32 protein-coding genes are annotated in these 24,949 nt (G+C 38.1%); 15 read left to right on the top strand and 17 right to left on the bottom strand.

The genetic code is table 11. The features are described 5' to 3' along the window. Positions 1-17 precede the first annotated feature (17 nt). Positions 18-1,013 carry a tryptophan--tRNA ligase gene (trpS, locus tag ACTWQM_RS06320; protein WP_443257336.1) on the top strand — a complete coding sequence of 332 codons (996 nt, stop codon included), beginning with the start codon at positions 18-20 and terminating at the stop codon, positions 1,011-1,013. A 149-nt stretch (positions 1,014-1,162) separates the two neighbouring features. Here trpS and ACTWQM_RS06315 read toward each other — a convergent pair whose 3' ends face one another. From ACTWQM_RS06315 to ACTWQM_RS06290, 6 genes are all read right to left on the bottom strand, one after another. Further along, on the bottom strand, positions 1,163-1,924 hold the full coding sequence (locus tag ACTWQM_RS06315; RefSeq protein ID WP_443257335.1) for a YjbA family protein: 762 nt from the start codon (positions 1,922-1,924) through the stop codon (positions 1,163-1,165). A gap of 99 nt (positions 1,925-2,023) precedes the next feature. Then, positions 2,024-2,230, bottom strand: a complete 207-nt coding sequence (locus tag ACTWQM_RS06310) for a hypothetical protein (RefSeq protein WP_443257334.1) — start codon at positions 2,228-2,230, stop codon at positions 2,024-2,026. Between the two features lie 911 nt (positions 2,231-3,141). Beyond that, entirely contained in the window at positions 3,142-4,380 is a 1,239-nt protein-coding gene (fabF, locus tag ACTWQM_RS06305; RefSeq protein WP_443257333.1) for a beta-ketoacyl-ACP synthase II, read from the bottom strand. Positions 4,381-4,409: 29 nt separating this feature from the next. After that, positions 4,410-5,348, bottom strand: a complete 939-nt coding sequence (locus tag ACTWQM_RS06300; RefSeq protein WP_443257332.1) for a beta-ketoacyl-ACP synthase III — start codon at positions 5,346-5,348, stop codon at positions 4,410-4,412. Between the two features lie 91 nt (positions 5,349-5,439). Beyond that, entirely contained in the window at positions 5,440-6,420 is a 981-nt protein-coding gene (locus ACTWQM_RS06295) for a BMP family ABC transporter substrate-binding protein (RefSeq protein ID WP_443257331.1), read from the bottom strand. A gap of 73 nt (positions 6,421-6,493) precedes the next feature. Then, entirely contained in the window at positions 6,494-7,063 is a 570-nt protein-coding gene (locus ACTWQM_RS06290) for a hypothetical protein (protein ID WP_443257330.1), read from the bottom strand. 138 nt (positions 7,064-7,201) lie between these two features. Between ACTWQM_RS06290 and ACTWQM_RS06285 the strand changes: the two genes are divergently transcribed. Continuing rightward, positions 7,202-7,387: a YjzD family protein gene (locus ACTWQM_RS06285; RefSeq protein ID WP_443257329.1), complete on the top strand. Its 186-nt coding sequence runs from the start codon at positions 7,202-7,204 to the stop codon at positions 7,385-7,387. A 105-nt stretch (positions 7,388-7,492) separates the two neighbouring features. Here ACTWQM_RS06285 and ACTWQM_RS06280 read toward each other — a convergent pair whose 3' ends face one another. Beyond that, positions 7,493-7,831: a hypothetical protein gene (locus tag ACTWQM_RS06280; protein ID WP_443257328.1), complete on the bottom strand. Its 339-nt coding sequence runs from the start codon at positions 7,829-7,831 to the stop codon at positions 7,493-7,495. A 94-nt stretch (positions 7,832-7,925) separates the two neighbouring features. On the opposite strand from ACTWQM_RS06280, the gene ACTWQM_RS06275 reads away from it, so the two are divergent. Further along, complete coding sequence (locus ACTWQM_RS06275; RefSeq protein ID WP_443257327.1) at positions 7,926-8,750, top strand: undecaprenyl-diphosphate phosphatase; 825 nt, start codon at positions 7,926-7,928, stop codon at positions 8,748-8,750. Positions 8,751-8,805: 55 nt separating this feature from the next. Then, positions 8,806-9,075: a YrhK family protein gene (locus ACTWQM_RS06270; RefSeq protein ID WP_443257326.1), complete on the top strand. Its 270-nt coding sequence runs from the start codon at positions 8,806-8,808 to the stop codon at positions 9,073-9,075. Between the two features lie 28 nt (positions 9,076-9,103). Here the strand turns inward: ACTWQM_RS06270 and ACTWQM_RS06265 are convergent, their stop codons facing one another. Together ACTWQM_RS06265 and ACTWQM_RS06260 are read right to left on the bottom strand one after the other, a co-directional pair. Next, positions 9,104-10,228, bottom strand: coding sequence for a TIGR04053 family radical SAM/SPASM domain-containing protein (locus ACTWQM_RS06265; RefSeq protein ID WP_443257325.1), 1,125 nt, complete (start codon positions 10,226-10,228; stop codon positions 9,104-9,106). A 140-nt stretch (positions 10,229-10,368) separates the two neighbouring features. Next, positions 10,369-10,608 carry a DUF2249 domain-containing protein gene (locus ACTWQM_RS06260; protein ID WP_443257324.1) on the bottom strand — a complete coding sequence of 80 codons (240 nt, stop codon included), beginning with the start codon at positions 10,606-10,608 and terminating at the stop codon, positions 10,369-10,371. A gap of 211 nt (positions 10,609-10,819) precedes the next feature. Between ACTWQM_RS06260 and ACTWQM_RS06255 the strand changes: the two genes are divergently transcribed. Continuing rightward, entirely contained in the window at positions 10,820-11,518 is a 699-nt protein-coding gene (locus ACTWQM_RS06255; protein ID WP_443257323.1) for a Crp/Fnr family transcriptional regulator, read from the top strand. Here the strand turns inward: ACTWQM_RS06255 and ACTWQM_RS06250 are convergent. Next, the gene (locus ACTWQM_RS06250; protein WP_443257322.1) at positions 11,510-12,070 is read right to left on the bottom strand and encodes a hypothetical protein; all 561 of its coding nucleotides are present in this window, start codon (positions 12,068-12,070) and stop codon (positions 11,510-11,512) included. The genes ACTWQM_RS06255 and ACTWQM_RS06250 overlap by 9 nt on opposite strands. A 176-nt stretch (positions 12,071-12,246) precedes the next feature. Between ACTWQM_RS06250 and ACTWQM_RS06245 the strand changes: the two genes are divergently transcribed. The 4 genes from ACTWQM_RS06245 (at position 12,247) to ACTWQM_RS06230 (ending at position 14,232) form a co-directional block, all read left to right on the top strand. Beyond that, positions 12,247-12,447 carry a DUF2249 domain-containing protein gene (locus ACTWQM_RS06245; RefSeq protein ID WP_443257321.1) on the top strand — a complete coding sequence of 67 codons (201 nt, stop codon included), beginning with the start codon at positions 12,247-12,249 and terminating at the stop codon, positions 12,445-12,447. After that, entirely contained in the window at positions 12,444-12,659 is a 216-nt protein-coding gene (locus ACTWQM_RS06240) for a DUF2249 domain-containing protein (RefSeq protein WP_443257320.1), read from the top strand. The genes ACTWQM_RS06245 and ACTWQM_RS06240 overlap by 4 nt, the downstream gene beginning before the upstream one ends. A gap of 171 nt (positions 12,660-12,830) precedes the next feature. Continuing rightward, complete coding sequence (locus tag ACTWQM_RS06235; protein WP_443257319.1) at positions 12,831-13,907, top strand: hypothetical protein; 1,077 nt, start codon at positions 12,831-12,833, stop codon at positions 13,905-13,907. Positions 13,908-13,929: 22 nt separating this feature from the next. Beyond that, on the top strand, positions 13,930-14,232 hold the full coding sequence (locus tag ACTWQM_RS06230; protein ID WP_443257318.1) for a metal-sulfur cluster assembly factor: 303 nt from the start codon (positions 13,930-13,932) through the stop codon (positions 14,230-14,232). 45 nt (positions 14,233-14,277) lie between these two features. On the opposite strand, the gene moaD is transcribed toward ACTWQM_RS06230, so the two are convergent. From moaD to ACTWQM_RS06205, 5 genes are all read right to left on the bottom strand, one after another. Continuing rightward, complete coding sequence (gene moaD, locus ACTWQM_RS06225) at positions 14,278-14,511, bottom strand: molybdopterin converting factor subunit 1 (protein ID WP_443257317.1); 234 nt, start codon at positions 14,509-14,511, stop codon at positions 14,278-14,280. Further along, positions 14,504-14,968 (bottom strand): molybdenum cofactor biosynthesis protein MoaE, encoded by a 465-nt coding sequence (locus tag ACTWQM_RS06220; protein ID WP_443257316.1) that lies wholly within the window; start codon positions 14,966-14,968, stop codon positions 14,504-14,506. Before ACTWQM_RS06220 ends, moaD begins: the two co-directional genes overlap by 8 nt. A gap of 1 nt (position 14,969) precedes the next feature. Continuing rightward, positions 14,970-15,467: a molybdopterin-guanine dinucleotide biosynthesis protein B gene (gene mobB, locus ACTWQM_RS06215; protein WP_443257315.1), complete on the bottom strand. Its 498-nt coding sequence runs from the start codon at positions 15,465-15,467 to the stop codon at positions 14,970-14,972. 515 nt (positions 15,468-15,982) lie between these two features. Beyond that, complete coding sequence (locus tag ACTWQM_RS06210; protein WP_209478912.1) at positions 15,983-16,294, bottom strand: metal-sulfur cluster assembly factor; 312 nt, start codon at positions 16,292-16,294, stop codon at positions 15,983-15,985. A gap of 74 nt (positions 16,295-16,368) precedes the next feature. After that, a complete protein-coding gene (locus tag ACTWQM_RS06205) occupies positions 16,369-17,130 on the bottom strand; it encodes an alpha/beta fold hydrolase (RefSeq protein WP_443257314.1) in 762 nt (253 codons plus the stop codon). Positions 17,131-17,272: 142 nt separating this feature from the next. On the opposite strand from ACTWQM_RS06205, the gene ACTWQM_RS06200 reads away from it, so the two are divergent. From ACTWQM_RS06200 to ACTWQM_RS06185, 4 genes are all read left to right on the top strand, one after another. Continuing rightward, positions 17,273-18,121 (top strand): Cof-type HAD-IIB family hydrolase, encoded by an 849-nt coding sequence (locus tag ACTWQM_RS06200; RefSeq protein ID WP_443257313.1) that lies wholly within the window; start codon positions 17,273-17,275, stop codon positions 18,119-18,121. A gap of 139 nt (positions 18,122-18,260) precedes the next feature. After that, positions 18,261-18,410, top strand: coding sequence for a hypothetical protein (locus ACTWQM_RS06195; RefSeq protein WP_175476774.1), 150 nt, complete (start codon positions 18,261-18,263; stop codon positions 18,408-18,410). Then, positions 18,411-18,608 (top strand): DUF3813 family protein, encoded by a 198-nt coding sequence (locus tag ACTWQM_RS06190; protein WP_443257312.1) that lies wholly within the window; start codon positions 18,411-18,413, stop codon positions 18,606-18,608. Between the two features lie 229 nt (positions 18,609-18,837). Then, positions 18,838-19,101: a NifU N-terminal domain-containing protein gene (locus tag ACTWQM_RS06185; RefSeq protein ID WP_443257311.1), complete on the top strand. Its 264-nt coding sequence runs from the start codon at positions 18,838-18,840 to the stop codon at positions 19,099-19,101. 77 nt (positions 19,102-19,178) lie between these two features. On the opposite strand, the gene ACTWQM_RS06180 is transcribed toward ACTWQM_RS06185, so the two are convergent. Together ACTWQM_RS06180 and ACTWQM_RS06175 are read right to left on the bottom strand one after the other, a co-directional pair. Next, the gene (locus tag ACTWQM_RS06180) at positions 19,179-19,640 is read right to left on the bottom strand and encodes a hypothetical protein (protein WP_443257310.1); all 462 of its coding nucleotides are present in this window, start codon (positions 19,638-19,640) and stop codon (positions 19,179-19,181) included. Positions 19,641-19,668: 28 nt separating this feature from the next. Beyond that, positions 19,669-20,514: a YitT family protein gene (locus ACTWQM_RS06175; protein ID WP_443257309.1), complete on the bottom strand. Its 846-nt coding sequence runs from the start codon at positions 20,512-20,514 to the stop codon at positions 19,669-19,671. Positions 20,515-20,653: 139 nt separating this feature from the next. Here ACTWQM_RS06175 and ACTWQM_RS06170 point away from each other — a divergent pair, with 139 nt between their 5' ends. Beyond that, positions 20,654-21,517, top strand: a complete 864-nt coding sequence (locus ACTWQM_RS06170; RefSeq protein ID WP_443257308.1) for a DegV family protein — start codon at positions 20,654-20,656, stop codon at positions 21,515-21,517. A gap of 321 nt (positions 21,518-21,838) precedes the next feature. Further along, the gene (locus ACTWQM_RS06165; protein WP_443257307.1) at positions 21,839-24,070 is read left to right on the top strand and encodes a beta-propeller domain-containing protein; all 2,232 of its coding nucleotides are present in this window, start codon (positions 21,839-21,841) and stop codon (positions 24,068-24,070) included. Positions 24,071-24,949 lie beyond the last annotated feature (879 nt).

Below are 24,949 nucleotides of genomic sequence, written 5' to 3'. Positions count from 1 at the left end.
ATACTGGAGTGTGGAAAATGAAAACAATATTTTCTGGGATTCAACCTAGCGGAACGTTAACGATTGGTAATTATTTAGGTGCAATACAACAATTTGTAGAGTTTCAGGAGGATCATGATTGCTACTTTTGTATTGTGGATGAGCATGCAATAACCGTACCTCAGGATCGACTGAAGCTAAGACAAAACATTCGTTCACTTGCAGCTTTATACCTTGCAGCTGGAATTGATTCGGATAAATCAACCTTGTTCATTCAATCGGAGGTTCCAGCACATACACAGCTGGGCTGGATGCTGCAGTCCATCAGCTATATCGGTGAACTGGAGCGGATGACACAGTTTAAAGATAAATCAACAGGTAAAGAGACGGTTTCATCTTCATTACTAACATACCCGCCACTAATGGCTGCGGATATTTTGTTATATAATACAGATATTGTCCCTGTTGGTGAAGATCAAAAGCAGCATCTTGAGCTGACACGAAATCTGGCACAACGTTTCAATAATAAATTCAATGACATTTTCACGATACCTGATGTCCACATACCTAAAGTTGGCGCACGCATCATGTCATTACAGGACCCAACAAGTAAAATGAGCAAGTCAGATGAAAATGAAAAAGCATTTATTTCCATGCTTGATGAGCCAAAGAAGATTGAGAAAAAAATCAAAAGCGCTATCACTGATTCAGAGGGTATAGTTAAATTTGATAAAGAAAATAAACCTGGCGTTTCTAACCTGATTACCATTTTGGCAAGCTGTACAGGAAAATCGGCGGAAACAATCGAATCAGCTTATGCCGGAAAAGGATATGGTGAATTCAAGCAGGACGTCGCGAACGCTGTTGTGGATGTACTGAAACCTATTCAGGATCGCTACAATGAGTTAATCGATTCAGAAGCATTGGATGAAATTCTAGATAAAGGGGCAGAAAAAGCTTCATTAACAGCTAATAAATCATTAGCAAAGGCTAAAAAAGCAATGGGATTAGGGCGCGTGAAGAAAAAGCGTTAAAAAATAAGGGTACTCCGATTTTTATAATCAGAGTACCCTTATTTTGTGTAGATTAACTTTATCGATTCTGTGTCGATTTTTATTGATTCCTTGTCGAACTTTATCGATTAAGCCATATCCTCCCTGAATTTGGCAAACCCAATAAAGCTCTACTTCTGCTTCGACGTATTTTGCTCTGGCGCTTGTTCAAGCTCCCACATTCTTTCCAGAAATGGCTGTCCTTTAATCATCTTACAGCACAACTCTTCATGTCCAATACTCCAGCCTTGCTTAACACCCTCGTAAAGTGCTTCCCATACTTTATCCTCGTCCATATATCTGATATAAGGGTATTTTTTTGGATCCCATTCAGTCAGCCAGTAGCGGAGTTCCTCTAAATTATTCGCAGTTCTTAATTGATCAAGGGCAATCATCAGCAATTGCTTGAGCTGTCTTTCTCGACGTGTCAATCCATGAACAAGCTGAGGTGCCATTGAAAGCATGTGATATTCTTTTTCTACTATTTCTCCTTCGAATTTAAACGACTCTGGTTTGGTGGTTTTGATCATATCGAACACTAGCTGCTCCTGACGTGGAATTAATCTGCTTTTGCGAATAGGTATCATGTACCCAATTGAATCAAAGGCAATTATATCCTTTCCATCGGTAACGACACATGCGTAATCAAGTACTGTTCTCTCCTGACCCTTGCGGACATATGCGCGTTTATGGATCATATCTAAAAGTCCTTTAGGTAAATCATGCATGTCATTTTCTATGTAGTTGTAAAGCACTTCAGATATGTATAGTAATGGAACCTGATCTAACAACTCTATCCCGTCTTCCTTCCGCCACTCATGAAAATAGCAGACACTATAGCCATTTTCTTCACCTTCAAACCAGTTAACCCAAACATCGTGTAAATACAACATATACAACCCTCGCTTCTTTGCACATTATGTTTTCTAAAATGAAATCATTTAAAATACATTATGACCATCATGCAAAAAAATATTCGATTTGCGAGAAGTTTACATATTGTTTGGATATCGGAAAAGCGCGATTGCCATTAAAATGAAGCCAATTGGTAAAAAATAACATTCAAGCCGTCCCGTTATAAAAATAAAATAATCCGCCCAAGAAATCCCTGAGGGCAGGAAATTCATATATGCTATCGTTGTTACCCCGCCAGTAACAGCTAGTCCAAAGCCTATTAAAAATAAAAAGACAGTCCCCATCTTTTCCACCACCCATGCTTGTCCAGTACATTTATTCTATTTTATGCATGGGCATTGAAATACATGAATAGGAGTAAAAAGATCAAGCTGAATCAAAGATTACCTGGGAAAATCCACAGAAAAGGAGGGCGCGACAAAAATGTGTTTTAGTCAAAATAAAATCCGAACTACAATTCAAAATTCCTGAAATAGAATTCGAATTAGTTCGGATTTTTTGGTTCTTATTAGATATAAAATGCGACGTACTATGGAAAAATAATTTCAGTCTAGGACACGCTGCGGAAATACACTTCGCTTTCCGTGGGCGGCTGATGAGCCTCAGCTCCCACAGAAGTCTACGTGTATTTCCTGCGCTGGATTGTGTATTACAATCCTAAAAATAAACAAATGTTATTGTGATAGCTAAAAAAAGATCTAAATTATCATTTAAATTAGCAACTCCAAGAAACGCGCAGTTCTTTATAATTCTAACTGCAGGGAAATACTCACTTTCACCGACCCGGATACCAAGGCGGCATCTGCTCAATCTGACGTTTTTACAGTTTCTTCTTAGTCACGGGCACCCTCTGACGCTAAGAGGCAATGTCACGATAAGCATTGATTAATTTACAGGATATAGTGAGAGCAACACCTAGCGTAGGAAATACATGGAGACTCCAGCGGGAATAGCAACAGCTGAAGATCCCGCAGGAAGCGGCTTTTGCTTCCGAGGAAGCTGAAGCGTTGCCCGCGGAAAGCGAAGTGTATTTCCGACAACGGTATCATAGCATTCATTTTATAAAGGATGGGAGGAAATTACCATAAATTTTATGTCGCATTTTATATCAACTACATAGTATAAACATCCTACCCTGTTAGTATTCCTCTTTAAGTGAAAAGTTTCAGTTATATCCCTGTCTCTTTCATTTAAACTAGTTAAACTTTTTAAACAGCAAAGAAACATTATGCCCGCCAAATCCTAGTGAATTACTCATCACAATGCTGACATCCTTTTTCCTTGATTCGTTGGTAACATAATCAAGATCACAATCCGGGTCTGGCGTTTCATAGTTCATTGTTCCAGGGATTAGACCGTCCGCAATTGATTTTATTGAAATAACTGATTCAATACCACCAGCTGCTCCCAACAAGTGTCCTGTGATCCCTTTTGTCGATGATATAGGCAATTTGGATGCATATTCATCAAAAACTGTTTTGATAGCAACTGTTTCAAACTTATCGTTGAGATGTGTACTTGTTCCATGGGCATTTACATAATCGACATCTGCAGGGGTAATGCCTGCGTCTTCAATTGCCTGCTGCATGGCACGTGCAGCTCCTTCGCCATTCTCAGCTGGAGCAGTAATGTGATATGCATCACCTGTTGCACCATATCCGACAATTTCACCGTAAATGCGTGCACCTCGTTCCTGGGCAGATTCCAGCGTTTCTAGAATCAGAATTCCTGCTCCTTCACCCATAACAAATCCATCACGTTCCAGATCAAATGGACGACTCGCTTTCTTTGGATCTTCATTTGTTGATAGTGCTTTTGCAGATGAGAACCCTGCAAAAGCCATATTCGTTATTGGTGCTTCGGTTCCGCCTGCAATAATACAATCAGCATCCCCACGTTCAATAGCCTTAAACGCGTCACCAATTGAATTGGCGCCAGACGCACATGCTGTTACGGTACATGAGTTAATCCCTTTTGCACCAAACTGAATAGATACTTGACCTGCTGCCATATCAGGAATCATCATTGGTACGAAGAAAGGACTCACACGACGGTATCCTTTTTCCAAAAACTTCGTATGCTGATCCTCTAATGTTCCCATTCCACCAATGCCAGAACCAATCCAGACTCCGACCCGGTAGGCATTGTTTTCATCAATTGTCAGATTTGCGTCGTCAATTGCCATCTTGGAAGCAGCCACTGCATATTGAGTAAACAAATCCATCTTTCTTGCATCTTTTTTTTCCATGAAATGGGTTGGATCAAAATCCTTCACTTCTGCCGCTACATGTGCGGGAAAATCATCTTTATTAAGTCTAGTAATATAATCAATTCCGGAATTCCCTGCGACAACATTGTCCCACATTGTCTGTACATCATTACCTACGGGGGAAACTGCTCCAAGTCCTGTTATAACTACTCTTCTTTCCTCCATTGCGTATTCCTCCTATGACGTAAACTAAGTTATTTGCCCCAGCGAAGCGCAATTGCACCCCACGTTAATCCTCCGCCAAAGCCAACTAAAACGACTAAATCATCATCTTTTATCTTACCACTCTTCACACCTTCAGATAAAGCTATCGGAATAGAAGCAGACGAATTATTTCCATACCGTTTAACGGAAGTTGCCATTTTATCCTCTGAAATACCTAATTTTTCACGAGCCGCTTCCATGATTCTAATATTTGCTTGGTGCGGCACTAAATAATCAACATCTTCTTTATTGTATCCAGCTTTTTCAACGACATTTACCGAAGAATCCGGCATTTGTCTCACTGCAAATTTAAATACTTCTCTACCATTCATAATAAGGTGATCTTCATCGTTCTGGTATAATTCTTTTCCGCCTGAACCATCTGCTCCAAGTTCAAATGAGAGAATTCCTTTACCTTCTGAAACTGGTCCAACTACTGCAGCACCAGCACCATCACCAAACAGTACGCATGTATTACGGTCTGACCAATCGGTAATTTTAGAAAGTTTCTCGACGCCCACTACTAAAATGTTTTTATAGGCATTTGTTTCGATAAACTGTTTAGCTGTAACTACCCCATACATAAACCCTGAACAAGCTGCACTAATATCCATTGCCGCAGCTTTATTTGCTCCCAATCTATCCTGGATCATACACGATACAGATGGAAATGGCGTATCTGGTGTTACCGTTGCAACAAGTATCATATCAATATCTTCTGCCTTTACATTCGACTCTTGCAATGCATTCTGGGCAGCAAAAAAAGCCATGTCTGACGTATTTATATCATCGCTCGCAATTCTGCGTTCTTCAATTCCAGTTCTTGTTCTTATCCATTCATCATTAGTATCAACAATTTTTTCCATGTCATGATTAGTCACTACGTTGGTTGGGACATAATGTCCAGTACCTAAAAGACCAACATCCATATTTTCATCCCCTTATAACTAATGTTAATATCAAATCTTATGACTTGGTACTAATTTTAATGCATTCTTAATCAATGTGCAAGAAAAATAATTAACCTGACTCTTGTTCATTTGGTAATAGTCCAGTCTCTTTATATTCTTCAACAGCTTCGTTCATCTTATCCTTAAATTCCTCAGGGACGTCCGGGTTATATTTCCCTAAGGAGATAACTTCATCCTTAAAGTCAAACGTCAACACGCCGCCACGCAGTTCTCCTTCATTGAATTTTTCTGCCGTTAGGACATATAATTTTTCAACATGCTGTAAGGTACTTGTCAGAACCGTTTCTTCAGCGATATCAGATTGATCTGTAACATACCCAATCGCATAAAGTCCATCCTCACTAGCACGTTTAATAATCGAAGCGCTAAACGTATCACCAGTTGGATAAAAAACATCCACATTATTGCTCTGCATTTGTTCATACTTCTTTAGCGCAATATCTGTGTTATTATTCCAGCTGTTTACATAATTTAAGTGTACCTCAACTTCAGGGTTTTGGTATTTTGCCCCTTCATAAAAACCCTCTATCTCAGGCTGCCATTCAAACGCTCCAACAACCCCTACATTACCTGTTTCCGTCATCCTAGCTGCAATCATCCCACCAAAAAATCCCATGGCATGTGAATTAAAGTTAAGACTTGTCAAATCTTCGCCAAATTCACCACCATTAAAATATACAAAATGAACGTCCGGATATGCCGTAGAAATATCTTTAAAGTACTTCCCATATGTACTGCTGTGACCAAAGATAAGATTCACTCCTTGGTTAACCAATTCATCGACTGCCTTCGCAATTTCCTGTTCCGTTTGTACACCTTCCTTGAAATATACATCAACATTAAACTCCTCTTCGATTTCAAGTAATCCCTGGTATCCCTTTTTATTCCATGGCTGATCATGAATAGACGTTTCAACAAGCATTCCAGCCTTCTGTAAGTTACCTTGATTAAAATAATTCGAACAACCAGATAAAATCATAATTATAATAACTGTTAATGTAACTATCGAAACATTTTTCAACGTTCGCACTCCAATCCGGACAAATGTTAGCTTGTCTTATTTTAAAACATAAAACATATTAAATGCTTCACATTCTCAAGCATTAATAAAGTTCTTTAAACTTATCATAGTGCTTTATAACCATTTCCAGATTCTCTTCTATAGTTATATTGTTTCGAATATAGACGGAATTTTCAAGTTTTATCTCCTTACTTTGTTTATTATTTATTGATTTGACCTCTAAAATTTCTGGTAATTGGGACGACTTCACCCACTGGATAAGGCTTTTCATAAAGTCTCCAATATAAATTGCCTCATTAAAAAAAATATCTGAATCAAACGAAATGAACGTGTTTTGATGGTACATTCCATCTTTTCTCATAGGCATCCACTCACCAAAAAGTATTGGGAGTTTAATTCTATGGCTTATATTCTGCTGCATTGTTAATACAAGTTCACTATCTTTGATGGTAATTGATCTATCGTAAGTTGTACCTCTTTTTAAAGACGACAAATGCTGAAATGATGCATTCCTCCCGACATACATGGACAGGTGTTCTTTTTTATCTGAGGAAAGATCATCCAGTCCATCTACTTTGTAGCCATTTTCCAATAAGCAGTTAACAAGATGAAAGCCCATCCATTGAAAACAATTCTCTACCAAAAATAACATAATATCCATCCTTCACTTTATTCTTTAACTCCCTTTCATAACGAATTAATACTTTTATTTTTTATGTGGATTTGATAAACTATATGAGGAAAGTTTCACGAATCAGTACTTGTCGTAAATAAAAAAGAGGTGTAAATTATGCGGTTTCTACTTCCATTAGTTTGGGCACTTTTAATTAGTGGTGTTATTTCATACGTTTTAAGCAGTATGGCTGGCAACCCATTCAACTTGACGAACACAGTTATACTTGCCGTGATTATTACAGTAGCTATTAGTGTTTTAGGTGAAGGTGCTTTAAAAGGCGAAAGTGAACAAAAATATTAGTAAGCTTATGCAGTAAGAAAGGGTAAATCCTTTCTTGCTTACCAGCTAAATCACTTATGTGTGTACCCTTGCCTTCAAGGTAATGAATGGCAAGGGTTCTGTGTTTTAATACCAGGGTAAAACGCTTAATGCCGTAAGTGCTGCCAAAGGTAAGATGAGCCGTCTGAATCTTCTTGGACGTCCATAACCATATCCGTAACCAGGGTATCCGTAACCGTAACCAGGGTACCCGTACCCGAAACCAAATTGGCGCTGGTTCCCGTATGGATATGCATTTGCATGCTGCTCATCCCCTTGCCCTAAAGGAACAGCAACATATACATATTCATCATCAAGACCTGTTATGATGCCATCTACTTTGGCACCATCATTCATTTCAACCAGTACATAGGAATGCATATGATTCTTACATAAATCGTACATATGTTGGTAATTCTGATTCATATTTTCAACCTCCTCACCAACTAGACTATTCATTGGCCTATAGGTTGGTGACTCGTCTTGGTTGAAAATCCATTTAACATTTGGAGGGAATACAATGGAAGTAATAAATTCGCTTTGGGTATTAATAAAATATTTCTTTTTAGGCCTTGTACAAGGTTTTACGGAGCCAATCCCAATTTCATCTAGCGGTCATCTTGTTATTTTACGTGAGCTTTTTGGCGTTACCGCAGTAAAGGGACTTTCTTTTGAAATACTGGTAAACTTTGGCTCACTTCTTGCCGTACTTATTATTTACCGGAAAGATATCTATCGATTGGTTGAAAATGGAATCCGGTATATTACAACGAGAGATAACGCTGCAAAAAGTGATTTTCAATTTATCTTATTTCTCGTTATTGCAACGATTCCAACTGGTGTTCTTGGAATATTATTTGAGGATTATATTGAAAGTGAGTTAAGCAAAGTATCTGTAATCGGGTATACGTTGCTTATTACAGGTATCGCCTTATGGATCATTCGTAACTTACGCGGTAATAAGAATGATGGTGACATAACCATAAAGGACGCGATTATTGTTGGTTTAGCTCAAGCTGTTGCTCTCATTCCAGGAATCAGCCGGTCAGGTGCAACGATTGTCGCAGCAATGCTTGTTGGCATGAAATCAGAAACAGCTTTACGTTTTTCATTCCTGCTTTATATTCCAGTAAGTTTAGGAATCACGATTATGTCTGCCGGTGAAATCCTTGGAGATGGTAACATAAGCGTACTGGCGATACCTTATATCCTGGCATTTGCAGCATCACTTGTTGCCTCCTATTATTCATTACGCTGGTTTATGAATGTAATGGCACGCGGAAACCTAAAATATTTCGCGTTCTACTGCTTTATCGTAGGAATTCTTGTTATTCTTTTCCTATAATTAAGTTTCGTAAATCCCTCCATTTGGGTAATTTAACCCTGTGGAGGGATTTTTTATGGCATTTATTAATGATGAAAAAAATTTCCTGGATATCCATCTCGGAACCTATGAACTATCATTTAACAAAAAATATCGATTGATCAGTTTGTTGAATGACTTCACACTTGGACTTTGGTTCTTGATTGGAAGTGTGTTTTTTCTTTTTGAACCTTTAAAAACTGCAGGTGCCATTTTATTTATCATAGGAAGTGCTCAGTTGATCGCCCGGCCGATTATAAAAATAGTACATGCCTTTCAATTTCATCATAAAAGAAAAAACTTCTAGCCATACACCTGCTAGAAGTTTTTGAAGTCTAGTTAACTTGTTTCTTCTTTTTTCGCATTGTTTTTGGAATATAAACGCAATATGGCTCGCTCTCCATGTAATCACCGGTAATGTTATATGCCCTTGATCTTGACCCGCCACATACATGGCGGAACTCACATACCCCACATTTACCTTTATATTTATCGGGGCTACGCAGGTTTTGGAATACCTCTGACTCACGATAAATCGTTGCAAGTGGTGTCTCGCGCACATTTCCGGCTTTTATTGGTAACAAACCACTTGGAAGGACATCACCTGTATGGGAAATAAAGACAAATCCGTTCCCATCATTGACCCCTTTAGGTGCACGGCCAAGCCCGTCAATTTGACCTGTTTTGCCGCTCATTAGTGCGTCCTCATAGCGAATTGCATCATCATGATCTTCATTCTCACGCATTTTTCCTTGAATAACAACACGACGATAATGCTGTGCTGCGGTTGTTTTTATGTCGTATGGAACCCGTTTTGACAGTTTATATAGCCAGCGTAATACTTTCTCATGTTGAGCAGGTGAAATCATATCACTTTCTTTTCCACGACCAGTTGGCACAAGGAAAAATACACTCCAAAGCACACAGCCTAATCTCTCCACCATCTTAGCCATTTCATCCAGGTAGTCGACATTGTATCTTGAAATTACCGTATTTATCTGGAGGGGCATTTCCAGCTCGTGTAAGTAGTTTATCGCATTCATCGTTAAATCGAACGAACCTGACGTACCGCGGAAATGATCATGAACCTCTGCACAATGCCCATCAATCGAAAATGCCCATCTTGCGAGCCCAACGTTTTTCGCCTTCTCCATTGCTTCTTTCGTTACATTCGGTGTCGCGGATGGTGTCATCGAAACACGCACACCTTTTTTTACCGCATATTCAGCAATATCAAATACATCCGGACGCATCAATGGATCACCACCTGTAAAAACAAGCATCGGATTATTCATTTCATATATATCATCAATTAATTTTTTGCCTTCTTCAAACGTTAATTCTAACGGGTGCCGATGGTATTGTGCTTCTGCCCGGCAATGCAGACATTTCAATTCACAGGCACGTGTCAATTCCCAAATAACGATAAACGGGTTTTCATTATAGTCTTGTGAAAACATGTTACCCCTCCTAAAATGATTGCTGCATAAAGCTTATCTATTTTTTCTGCAATTGGATGTGATATTTTTCACTAATCTGCAACTGTCATAATATCGACAACATTAAAACCCTTGGAATAATCACCAAGGGCTCAATAAATTTATTGTTTACCGATTGCTACGCGCCATAATGATGGCCCTTCTTCTAGGTATTCCCAGGTAAATGTATCTTCACGTTCAATCATGAACTGATAATGAAGCGGCTTTGGATTATGATCATTTGAAAGTTCCATAAACTCTCCTGACTTTAGCTCATCAAACACTTCAAATATTTTCTGATGTCTAAACCTTGGCTCTATTTCCGGTGCTTGGATTTTCACTGCAAACTGTGTATCATTCATTTTATTTCCCCCCTTAAATTGGAATTTGTGATAACCTTTAACCAACTACATCATAACTGTAAATTTTACTCTAGGTTGTGAGTGAGAACACACCTTGTTATGATATTTATCACGCTCACATAAAGTTTTCACATTTCCTAATTATACATAGCCATATAACGTGTTAGAATGTAAGTGGGACTAATATAAGAGTTAGTTTGCAGAAAGGAGCATGACTGTGAATACTCAATCCATCCAGGAACTATTACAAAAAGTTCCATTATTTAAAGATCTAACAGACTTTGAAATGGAACCAATTGTTGACTTAGCCAAACACCGCATGTACCGTCATGGCACACATATTTTTATGCAAGGCGATCCATTGACAAATGTATACTTTATTCATCAGGGCAAAGTAAAGATTTATAAAACTGACTTTCATGGTAAAGAACAGATTGTAAACGTTCTGCAGCCTGGGGATATGTTTCCTCACCAAGGCTTTTTTAGACAAGACGATTGTCCAGCACACTCTGAAGTTCTGGAGGATGCCATCTTAATTTACATTCCTATTAAGACCTTCGAGAATTTTCTTATTACCCATCCGGAAATTTGTATCAAGCTTTTCCGTGTATTAGGTGACAAAATTATGGATTTACAAAATAGATTAGAAGAAAAAATTCTACATAACACATATGAACAAATTATTATGTTGCTTTTAAGACTTGCCAAAAATTATGGAAAAGAAACTAAGGATGAAATGATAAAAATAAATACCCATTTCACAAACCGCGAGCTTGCGAACATGATAGGCTCCAGTCGTGAGACCGTCAGCCGTACACTCACACAATTAAAGAAACAAAGCCTGATAACTACTGATAAATCAGGATCTTTCGTTCTAGATACTGATGCATTGGAAGAAGAATTATTTTAAGTAAAGGTCATCCCAAATTGAGGATGACCTCTTTTCGTCTGTTGAAAATTTACTCTTCTGGTGATTCGAGCACTTCTTCTGCTGATTATCGCTCTCCTTCTGCTGATTCACGCTCTCCTTCTGCTGATTCACGCTCTCCTTCTGGCGATTCATGCTCTCCTTCTGGCGATTCACGCCCTCCTTCTGCTGATTAACGCTCTCCTTCTGCTGATTATCGCTCTCCTTCTGCTGATTCACGCTCTCCTTCTGGCGATTCACGCCCTCCTTCTGCTGATTAACGCTCTCCTTCTGCTGATTCACCCTCTTCTTCTGCTGATTCACCCTCTTCTTCTGCTGATTCACGCTCTCCTTCTGGCGATTCACGCCCTCCTTCTGCTGATTCACGCTCTCCTTCTGCTGATTCACGCTCTTCTTCTGCTGATTCATGCTCTCCTTCTGGCGATTCACGCTCTCCTTCTGCTGATTCACGATCTTCTTCTGCTGATTCACGCCCTCCTTCTGCTGATTCACGCCCTCCTTCTGCTGATTCACGCCCTCCTTCTGCTGATTCACGCCCTCCTTTTGTCGATGCTCACACTCTTCTCGAATATTTTTTCATAACGTGATACAAGTCACTACTTTTTTAATTGAAAATCATTATCATGATAGTAGATTCAGAATAAAACATGAGGTGATTTCATGAAAACAGATGTAAAAGTTATTGAACTTGAATGCGCGAGGATTTGCGCATGAAGAAGGAACCTTTCGATAAAATCATGGGTGCTGTCAAAGAAGTAAACGATGGAGAATCTCTTATCCTGCATGCACCATTCAATCCTGTTCCACTGCACGCAATATTAAGACGTAAGGGATTTGACCAGGTGGTTGAAAAAGTAGAGTCAAAACATTGGAAAGTAACCTACACAAGAAAGGTGGCTGTCACAAAATGATTATTGATAATCGAGGCCTAGAACCACCTCAACCCATGATGCGTACGTTAAAGACACTGGATAAAATGGAAAACGGTGCATCATTTTCAATCATTAATGACCGCCGTCCATTATTTTTATATGAAGAACTGAATGGTCGCGGATACCAGCACGATACGGAAGAGCAAGATGATGGAAGCTTTAAAATTACAATCACGAAATCTGGTGAGTAGTATGATGCCTGGCGGAAGCCTGAATTCAGACACAAATATAAAATTGCCTCTAGCCTTTATCTTATATGCACTAGCGGCACTCGTTATTTCACAAACAATTTTATTTCTTAATAACGATATACTGGCAACGGGACAATTCAGAATTCCAGACATTTGGATGGGAGACACTTTTTGCTTTTAGGGTATGCGGTAATGATTGCAATGGGAGCGATGTATCAGCTCGTTCCTGTTGCATTCATAACACCAATCTGGAGTCAGACATTTGGCTTTATTCAGTTTCTGATAACTGCAATTGGTGTAACAGCATTTGCTTTATTACTTGGACTAATGCCTGAATACGCATTATACGGTGGGATAGTAGCCATTATAGGAATTATTATGTTTATCATTCAAATGGCTAAAACAATCTTTAAACAAAAGAAAAAGAACACCATGACACTATTTGTGATTGGTGCGATTACAAGCTTTTTCCTAACAATCGTTGCTGGCTTTTTACTAGCCTGGAATATCACGGTTGGTGGTATCGTCAGCCATGGGACGATTTTATCATCTCATATTGTCCTCGGAGTTTCCGGATGGTTCACATTATTAATCTTTGGATTTTCCTATAAGCTTGTTCCAATGTTCAGTTTGTCACATGGTTATTCGATGAAATGGGCAAAACCCGCATTCATCACATATATTACAGGCCTAATTAGCTTAATAAGTTCATTCTGGATGGAAAATACACTAGTACAATCAATCGGCTGGTTTTTACTTTTAGCAGGTTTTTTCTTTTTTGTTCTTGATATAAAAGAAATCTTAGCTAAACGGCTCAAGAAAAAGTTAGATAAGCCATTTTCATTTTCTGTTTTAGCTATTTTTAATGGACTGGGTGTCCATATGCTTGCCTTCACGTTCAGTGTTAGTGGTGTTCGTGAATCTGCTGTTTGGGGATGGCTGATATTTTTGTATGTTATGAGCTGGATCATTTTTAGTATTCTTGGCTATCTGTATAAAATCTTCCCTTTTCTGTGGTGGACTCATAAATACGCAGATAAGATTGGCAAAGAAAAGGTACCTACACTGAAAGAAATGATTAATGAAAAGCATGCCGTCATTCTATTCACATTATTTGTAATCAGTGTTGTTGGCCTTACCGGAAGCGGCTTACTTTATATCGGATTTTTAGTATTTGTTTTTCAGGGGCTGCTTACAGTTACGTCCCTGCTATACGCTTTATCAATTATTCATGTGCTTGTTAAGTAAAATCAGAAAGGAGACTTTCTTCATGTCATTGGATAAAAAAGTTGGAGCTGCCTTATTTGAAGTAATTGATCCGGAGCTTGGCATAAATATCATGGACCTTGGACTTATTTATGGAATCGAGGTTGATTTTGATGACAATATTAGAATTGTAATGACACTAACAACTCCCGGATGTCCAATGCACGACAGTATAAAATCAGGTGTCCTGCATCGTGTCAGTCAAGTTGAAGGTGTTGGTGAAATAAAAATTGACCTTGTATGGGAACCAGCTTGGTCACCCGTAAAAATGAGTGATCGTGCTAAAGAAATGCTTGGAATTGGTTGATAGCGTATCGTACGGCTGCAAAGATTGAGCCGAACGATACTTTTTTTAACCACCACTTACCGGCGGGATAAATGCGACAACATCCCCCCTATTTACAACGCTATTTTCCCTCGCGTATTCTTCATTAATCGCTACCATCGCATTGTTCAGCGTATCCAATTTATACGTTGATAAGAGATTGTTTTTCAGCTCTGTCACGGTAATTCCATCCGCTTCAACAGACACTTTTTCGTTTCCTACATTCTCTTGTAACTCAGCAAAAAATAACACATCAATCATTTCGCAATTCCTCCTCGGAAGGTATATATGTCGTCTGTTCCTTCTGATCTCCTACCCATTTTGTACCGTCTTCCCAATGCTCTTTTTTCCAAATAGGAACAATCTCCTTGATTCGTTCAATTGCATACCTGCTTGCTTCAAAAGAATCATTACGATGCGGTGTCGATACAGCAATCACTACCGCTATATCTGATATATCCAAGTGGCCAATCCTGTGAACAATTGCTGTCTCTGCATCATTCCACTTATCATTTATTTCGTCACCAATTTGCGCTAATTTCTTTTCGGCCATTGCCTGATATGCCTGATACTCCAAGTATAATGTTCTTTTGCCTTTGGTAAACTCGCGAACTGTACCAATAAACGTATTAACTGCTCCTGCTTCGGCACGGACCACTTTCTCTATACAATTATTTATTTGAATCGGCTTATTGGTAATCCAAAAATTGTTATCCATCTTAACACCTTCTTACGTATTCAGCTAGTTGTTCTATGTTTGCATCAAGATTATTTATATTAAACGTGGGGAACTTATTATTATTCAATAATTTTTCATCCCATGTTCCTATTGCAATTATATTGGATAAATCACTTAAATGCGAAAAATCCTGCTCATTTTTGACCAAAACAATTTTGGGATAGGAAGCATTTTTATAACCTTCTATCAAAAGTAAATCAATCGGAAGGTTACTATATAGCTGAATGAGCTTATCCAAATTCATTTTTACTTCGAATGTCAATTGGGTTGTATTCTCACCCTGTACACCACTGACCAATGACCCGGATTCAATATGCGTCGTACTATCGGTATTATCCACTACCTCTGGCTCACCACCGTGTCCATGATGCTTCAGTGTACCAACTTTCATCTCACTTGATGAAAAGTAACGGATTAAGCTGTTCATTACCGTCGTCTTCCCCGAATTTTTATAACCAACTATCTGACAAATTTTCATACGTTACCTCATTTTATATAAATGACATTTTCGAAAGTATTGTTGCTATTTTAACCTTCGCAGTTGATGTAAACAGTCACGCAACTTCTTCTTGATTTCCTTCCACCCTTTATAGGGTGAGTGCTAATCCAACGCTGCGAGAAAACACTCACTGTCCATGGGAGTCGCGTATTTTTTCCGCAGCTTAGATTTACTCCACGAACTCATGGACCATAACTACACATTAATCAGAAAACCTCTTCCAGTGGAGGCATAATACGTAGACTCCTATGGGACCAGCACGTATCCGAAGACCCCGGAAGAAGCGTTCTTTGCGTCACGAGGAGGTTAGGCCGTGCCCATGGAAAGCGAAGTATTCTGCCGGAACGATTCAAACAACTCCACCATCATCAGAACGAGTGAAAACGTCATAAAAGAAAATTTTCTAAAAAGTAAGTATACTTTCATTCTGCATAAGTACAACTATATAAAAAAAGGCCGATTCATTTCATATGAACCAACCTTGTAATTAAAAATCAATCTGGAACTCCAAGTGCAATCTTTGCATAACGTGACATTTTATCTTTTCCCCATGGCGGATTCCATACGATATTAACATTAATCTCTTTAACCTCAGGAATATCTGATAGTGCATGTTTAACATCTTGTTCAATATGTGCAGCCAATGGACAACCCATAGCTGTTAATGTCATCGTAACATCACAGATACCTTCATCATTTAAGTCCACATCATATATTAGCCCAAGATTAACAATGTCAATGCCTAGCTCAGGGTCAATTACATTCTCAAGTGCGCCCATCATATTTTCCTTCAGAGCTTCGTCCATAACTAATAACCTCCTTCATTATACTACCTTTATTTAAACATATTTTCGGTAATTTTTAAATGATATAACTCACACTAGAGATGTTTTATAAACCATTTTACAGTTTCGAGTATTGCATAGCGACTTACTTTATGACCAGCGTTTGTCTCTTTTAGAAACTGAATATTCTCCTGGTTGGTATAATACTGCTTTGCATCCTCAAAAAATGTATATGAATGATCAAATGGTACGACAGAATCATTTTCCCCATGCCAGAATAGCAAAGGGCGCTCCTTGAGTTTCTCTGCATGATTCGATAAATCATAATGCTGCAACTGTTCGTAGAGCTTATCAATCATTTCGTCTGTTACTGGTAAATCACCCATTTTTTTAAAGCTGTTTACGAGCGTTTTTGCATAAGTTGTTATTTTGGGTGATCCCATTAATACCCCAGCAGCTTTAACCCATGGAAATTGTGTCAAAGCAGCGGCCGTTGTAATTCCGCCCATACTGGTGCCGGCAATACCAAACCGATTATCCAAAATTAAGTTTTCTTCATCTAATCCATCTTTTATAACTTTTAATTCATTTACATTTTGCATAACGATATCCCAAAAGGAGATTTGCTTTTTAATTGAGGAAATCTCTGCCTCGCGTTCCCCATGATACATACTGTCAGGAAGAATAACGCGGTAACCTTCTTCTGCCAACAGGTAAGCCAAAGGAAGATTATGCTCTTTAGCACTGGTAAATCCGTGGAAATATGTAAGTGTTGGTAATGGTTCCTTTTCCTTTATTGAATCAACAATAACTAAACATGGTATGGATTTAATTTCTTGGTGAAATATCCCAATCATTATCAGGACCCTCTCATTTAATATTATTTCATATATTGAACATCATATTATTAAATTTGTGTAAAATGCAAGCAACAAGCAATATTATCCTTTACATATTAGGAAATGACTTATAAACTAAATTAATATGAGGTGAAAACTTATGAAAAATAAACGACACTTAATTGCATTAGATTTAGATGGAACGCTCCTGTCCGATGATAAAGAAATTAGTACCCGCAATCAGCAAACACTTCAACAAGCAAAAAATGATGGGCATATTATCGTTATAGCAACCGGCAGACCACACCGTGCAAGTATTAATTATTATCATGCGCTCGGCATGGATACACCAATGGTTAATTTTAATGGTGCATTAATCCACCATCCAACAGATCATAAGTGGGACGCATTGCATAGCCCGATGCCAATCAGAACAGCTCATAAAATCATTGATGCATGCCATGATTTGAATGTTAATAACCTTTTAGCTGAAGTTATGGATACTGTCTATCTTGATCAATACGATGAAAAAATTATCGACATTTTTCAAACAACACAACAGGATCCACCTTTTACAATTGGAAGTATTAAAAATGAACTGAAAGAAGATCCAACATCCTTGCTAATTCACCCAAAGGAAGAACATATTCATGAATTAAGAAGCCATTTGGATGATTATCATGCTGAACTTATCGAGCATCGTAAATGGGGTGCGCCTTGGAACATCATTGAAATTGTCCGAAAAGGAATGAATAAAGCAGTAGGACTTCAAAAAATTGCTCATTATTATCATATCCCACAAGAGCAAATTATTGCTTTTGGTGATGAAGATAATGACTTGGAAATGCTTGACTATGCAGGTATAGGTGTTGCAATGGGAAATGCAATAGATGAATTAAAATCCATTGCAGGACATGTAACGGCAACTAATGAACAAGATGGCATTGGCGTTTTTCTTGAGGATTATTTGAAGCTTCAGCCACAGAAGCCCTCTAAAAATTTCCTATAATATATAGTAAGAAATGAACCATACTAGTAGTGAGCGCATCAAAGCGCTCACTACTTTTTTCTTAGTTGACTTCCAGACAGATAAACACCATTCACAGTTTGCTGGTGAATGAACATGTTTTTCTAAGGAGGAATCACCGATGGGAAAACGTAACAAATCAAGGCGATTCAGTCAACACAGTGCTGATTCTGTTAAAAAACATGATGAACGATTTCCTTACCGATCACGATTCAGCGATGTTGAACGGAAGCGTGAGGAAGCGGACAGCCACACAGTAGGAGGGTTTTAGATGGAAAACAACCTATTTCAACAAGCTAAAACTGCCGTTAACCGCATAACCAATGCTCAAGGAGGAGCAGCAAACCAACAGGATAAACAGGCTGCACAAAACGCCATACAATCAGCCAAAGCCGAAAGTTCTCCTGAAGAGCAACAGCAATTACAGCAACTTGAGCAGAAATTACGTCAACACAATCAGTTAAGTTAACCTCCATTAAGAAAGGCGAAGATGACCGATTATCCATTTGGTGTCTGAGCAATGCAACAAATATGTGCGTTACTGATTTTCAAATCATTTTTCTGATGATGAGGGATTATAACGTGCAAATAAAACATCCTTACCATTTTAAAATATGGTAAGGGTGTTTTCCTTTTTTCCAAATAAAATTTCTGCTAAAATATAAACATGTAGGTACTAACTAGGGAGGTAATTATCAATGGGAGTAAGAGCTGAAGCTACGCCAAATCCAAATGCACTGAAATTTACAACGGACAATCTTATATTTCAGGGAGACAGCAGTATTTCTGTAATGCCTGGAGATACTAGCGAGCATGAAATTTTAAATGATATGATGCAGCTTGAAGGTGTCGATAATGTTTTTGGATATCAAAACTTCATTACAATCAATAAAATGTTTGATGCAGAATGGGATCAACTGGAAGCAAGGGTTAAAGAAGTATTTGAAAAACATGGCTATTAAAATTACATAGGCGATATGTAAAACACAGAGGTACAAATCATAACTGATTTGTACCTCTGATTTTATTATTGATGATATTACAGATTTCTTAAATCGACAGGAAAATAATTTTTATTTACTATTGTTCCATCTTCTTTTTTATCATATAGCGTAATAACCGGCATTACTTGTGCTTCTCTCACCTTTTGGGTAAGTTCTAGTTCCAGCTGAAAACTCCCCCATCCTTGCTCATTTTTTTCAAGTTTAACAGAAGTTTCCTTTACAATTTTCGTATCCCCCTGTTCAAATTTATAGAAAAAAGTATCATCTTTAGCTTTTGCTTCACCCGAAAGCTGAATCGTACTTCCCTTAATTTCCATGCCAACATTCCTGAATTGAACCGCTGCACTTTCATCAGCTTCTTCAGTCTTATCACCTTTTGATTCGGTGTTTGATTCTTCTTCACTATTCTTATTAGCTGATTTGGAATCTGCTCCATCTTCACTGCTGCATGCTACCAAAATAAGTGCACAGAATAGCATGATGATTAATTTTTTCATTTAAAATTACCCCTTATATTAACTCGTTTTAGTTATCACGTCTGAAGAAGCCAAATATTCCTGTTGTCTGAACGATATTTGTAAATGCATTCGGATCTACTTCACCGATTATTCGTTCCAAATCATATAATTCATACCGTGTTATAACAAGGTACATCATGTTTTTGTCTTCTTTCGTGTACGCTCCTTTAGCTGGAATTATCGTAATTCCACGCACCATTGTATCATGAATTGCTTTTTGCAGTTCATCAGCTTTATGTGTAATAATCATTGCTGTCAATTTCTCGTGACGAGTATGGATTGCATCAATTACACGTGTTGTGACATACAGTGTCAACAATGTATACAGTGCGTTCTCAGGTTCATAAAGGAACCCAGCCATTGCGATAATTATTGAGTTTAACACCAGAAAGTAAGTCCCAATTGGTCTGTCTTTCATACGGGATAAAACCATTGCTACAATATCCATACCACCTGTTGAAGCACCAAGCTTCAATGTGATTCCAACACCAGTTCCGGCTATAACCCCACCAAAAACCGCATTAAGTATAATATCTTCTGAAAACGTCACTATAGGCAAGAGTTCTAAAAATAGTGTAGTGAAGACAACAGAAATACCACTATAAACAGTAAAACCTTTACCGACCTTATGCCAGCCTAATATGGCAACTGGAATATTTAATATGAATAATAGAATACCTGTACTTATGCCGATTCCCAGAAAATCATTAAACACACTGGAAATAAGCTGCGCAGCACCTGTAAAGCCACTTGCATAAACATTTGCTCCTATTAAGAAGAAGTTTAGTGACATTGCATTCAGCATGGCACCGAATATAACAATAATAATTCGTCTTGCTTCAAATAAAAACATAGCTAACCTCCCTGCTGCTATCAGCCTCGATTAATTTTATCATTATTTTTACATTTCATACAAATATACTTTGACTATCTTTCTATATAGCTTTAAACTTAAATAGATACAAGTACTTAACAATAATGAGGTGATTGAAATGAGTATTAAAATTTTAGCAGACTCAGCATGTGATCTCTCAAACGAACATTATAACGAATATGACATCGAAATGGTATCACTAACGGTTCACTTAGATGAGAAAGAATATGCAGATGGTAAAGAAATAAAGCCTAAAACAATCTATGATGCAATGCGAGAAGGAAAAAGTCCCAAGACATCTCAAGTTTCTCCACAAACCTTTAAAACTATTTTCACATCGTACGCTGAATCAAACCAAACATTAATTTACCCTGCATTATCTTCCGAGTTATCTGGTACATATCAGACAGCAAAAATGATGGAAAAGGAAGTTAAGGAAACATACCCTGATGCATCAATTCACGTTATTGATACAAAATGTGTATCAATCGGACTTGGACTAATCGTCCTCCGTGCCGCCCAGCTTGCTAGCGAAAGCACAAGTGTTGATGAAATCATCGATACTATTACATATCATGCAAAACATATGGAACATATTTTTACTGTTGATGATTTGGAATACCTTTATCGCGGTGGTCGTGTAAGCAAAACAGCAGCATTTGTTGGTACGCTCCTAAAAATCAAACCAATTCTGCATGTCGAGAATGGAAAGCTTGTCCCTCTCGAAAAAATAAGAGGTTCAAAAAAATTATTGAACCGTATGCTTGAAATTATGGAGGAACGCGGAACTGACTTCACAAACCAAACGATTGGCATCAGTCATGGCGACGACTTGGAGACAGCAGAAAAATATGCTGAAATGTTTAAAGAAAAATTCGGCGCTCGCAATATTGTAATTGAAATGGTCGGTTCAGCTATCGGATCTCACGCAGGTCCAGGAACAATCGCAATTTTCTTCTTAAATAATAACTATAAATACTGATCCAAAAGTGGGTCGGTATTTTTTTATCTAAAGATATAACGTATTAGTAGTTAAATCAATTGCGAACTAATATCAGCTTTCGTGAATGCGAAGTACTACTATCGTTGATTTTTACTGCGGACAGCGCTCATGACCTCGGAAAGCGTCCGCCTGCAGGGGAAATCAACAGGCCTAGCACATTTACTAATCGGTTTTATTTTTGAAGATGAAATTGGATCACATAAGAAACCTTTTCCATTTTCCTGTAATACATTTGTAACATTATTCCCCTTCTGTCGTCTAACAAATTAAAGACGAAATAATAATTTATGAGGTGACTTAATGATGAAAAAGAAAATCTGGTGGATAATTGGTTCAAGTCTGGTTGTTATTATTGCAGTAGCATTTATTTTCTTTTCCAACACAATAACTGCTAATATTCCTTCCAAATCAAGCTATGCACCTACGTTTAAGGATTGGACCATTCATTTTACTAAAAAAATGAATCCCGATACCTTTACAAGCGAAACAGTAACAGTTGTGAACAACAGCAATGAGCAGGTTGACGTTTCATTTAAATGGAATCCAGATAATACGGTGTTGACACTAGAAGCACCAAATGACGGGTATAACATTGACCATACGTACATGATAACCGTTTCAGATGATGTTGAAACAATTGCAGGCAGCAAATTGGACAATACATTTACACACTCTTTCACTGCTGTAGCAGAAGTACCAAACATAAAAGACAATGAACAACTCATGACATTACTTAACGAACGGATGGAACAACGAAAAGAAATGACCGTACAGCAAAATGATAGCGCAACAGAAGAAAGTTCCAGTGGAGATGCAGCAATGGATACAGCAAGTAGTGGTGAAAAGGCCTCTACTACAAATGTTCAAGTTGGTGGTATTGATGAAGGGGATCTTATCAAAACAGATGGTGAGTTTGTGTATTTTGCCAGAGAATCTGATGTTGTAATAACCAGCGCTAATAAAGATAATAGTAACGTATTAAGCACAATTTCCCAGAAAAATTTTCGTCCATCTGAACTTTATTTATACAATGAAAAACTGATTGTGATTGGACACAAATCAAAACCAATTAGGGAACAGCAATCCGCCAAATCTAGTAGCATCGAAAGCTTTCCGAGCCACCGTATGCAAACTTCCGTATTGATTTACGATGTTTCAGATAAAGGTAATCCAAAACAGGTTCGTGAAGTATCATTCGAAGGTTCCCTTACAGCCTCCAGGCTAATGGATGGACACATGTATTTAATTGCAAATCAGCATCCTCCTTACCGTATTCTTGAAGAAGGTGCTAAAGATACTGAGATGCGGCCATTTATTAAAGATACAGCCATTAGTAATAAAGCTAAGCCATTAAGTTTTGATTCCATGTACTTTTTCCCTGAAAGTCAGGATGAGAATTTTCTGCTGTTAGGGTCAATTGACTTAGACAATATGGATAAAGAAATAACTATGGAATCCTACCTTGGCGCTTCCAATCAAATGTATATGTCTAAAAAACATATCTATATTGCAGTAAATAAATACAACTACCAGAAAAATGATGCAAGTACTAGTAACAGTACAGCTGATATTGCTATCGCCAGACCACCAGCAAATACAGAAATCAATCAATTTAAAATTGATAGCGGGAAAATAACCTATAACGCCTCAACCATTGTTAATGGTACGCTAATTAACCAGTTTGCCATGGACGAACGTAACGAAACATTTCGTGTTGCAACAACAAAGGGAGATATGTGGAATGAAAAAGAACCTTCTACCAATAACCTGTATACGTTCGATTTGCAAATGAACTCGATAGGAAAATTGGAAGGATTAGCCGAGGGTGAGCGAATCTACAGCGTTCGATTCATGGATGAAGTTGCATATATGGTAACATTTAAACAAGTTGATCCGCTTTTTGTTATCGATTTAAAGAATCCCGAAAAACCAACCGTTCTAGGCAAATTGAAAATACCAGGATTCAGCAACTACTTGCATCCATTAGATGATAACCATGTAATTGGTTTCGGTCAAAATACGAAGTTAGTTGAAACAGAGGATGGACGTGAACCGCGAGTCAGAATTAACGGACTGAAAATATCAGTATTTGATGTAACTGACCCAACAGATCCTAAGGAAAAATATAGTGAGATTATTGGCCAGGGACACTCCTACACGGAGCTCAACCATAACCATAATGCATTATATAAGCATCCTAAGAAAAACATTTTCGGATTTCCAGCAACACTGTTTGAGACGAAAACAGTTCATAAAGGGGATGCAACCTATGAAGAGCAATCACTGGTTTATGAAGGAGCCTTTCTATACAACATAACACCTGAAAATGGCATCAAGGTTAAAGATAGTATTACACATCAAGAGAATATGAAACAAATGCAACACCCAAAATGGGAATCTGAGGTCAAACGGATGGTATCAGTCGGCGACACATTGTACACATTCTCACTAGACCAAATGAAAGTTTATGATATGACAGAAGACAATGTAACTCAGACAGTTACATTGCCAGAACTGAAAGAAAGGTATTAACAATGATATTGGGGCTCCCTTTAATTTTAGGGAGCCCCTTTTTTGTTAACCTCCCCCCTATCTTCAGCAATATCGTTTAAATTTTCCTATTTTGTAGTTGATATAAAATGCAAAGTAATGTGGAAAGGATTAAATGCTAAGATACCGCTTCGGAAATACACTTCGCGCACCTAGGGCAACGCTTCAGCTTCCTGCGGGATCTCAGCTGTTGCTTTTCCCCCAGGAGTCTTCGTGGATTTCCTCCGCTGGAATTGCTTTTACCTTAATCCTCTTAGCCATGGGGAACACATCAAGCTCTAATCAAGAAAGTCCCTACTAGTGTAGGCAGAATACGCAGCCTTGAACAGCACGTTCCGAAGACCCCGGAAGAAGCGTTCTGTGCTTCGCAGTTAAGAAAGTATAAATTCTTTCTTACTGCATAAGTGCAACTAAGGCATTTGCCATTACGGCCTGGCAAATACCAAGTTTTCTAATGAGGAGGTTGAGGTCGTGCCCATGGAAAGCGAAGTATTCTGCCTAAACGAATTTAAGCACTCAACCATCATTAGACAAAAGAAAATCTTCACTACTTTGAATTTTATATCAACTACATACCGTTGATCCAAAGTCAAATCAAGTAGTGTAGCTTCAGCCTTTGATATTTCTTCAAGGTTTATGCTTTCATTTTACGCTGCAAAAGTTGAACAATAACATTAGAAATCACATAAAAATCAGCATACATTCTCCCCTGTTATTGAAGAACCCATTTTTTAACGGAATGAGGATTCGCTTCAATTGCTTGGCGGATCCTCTTTCCGTTATTCCTTGAAAACGCTCGTTTTAGGCTTAGGTTCGGATCCTCATTCCGCTATTTGTCATTTTCGCCCACGAATTCGGCTG

Origin of the sequence: Virgibacillus sp. L01 (assembly GCF_052246775.1) — a bacterium.
Classification (GTDB): Bacteria; Bacillota; Bacilli; order Bacillales; family Amphibacillaceae; genus Lentibacillus.
The sequence above is the reverse complement of the archived record's forward strand: the minus strand, read 5'-3'. Positions and strand labels throughout refer to the sequence as shown.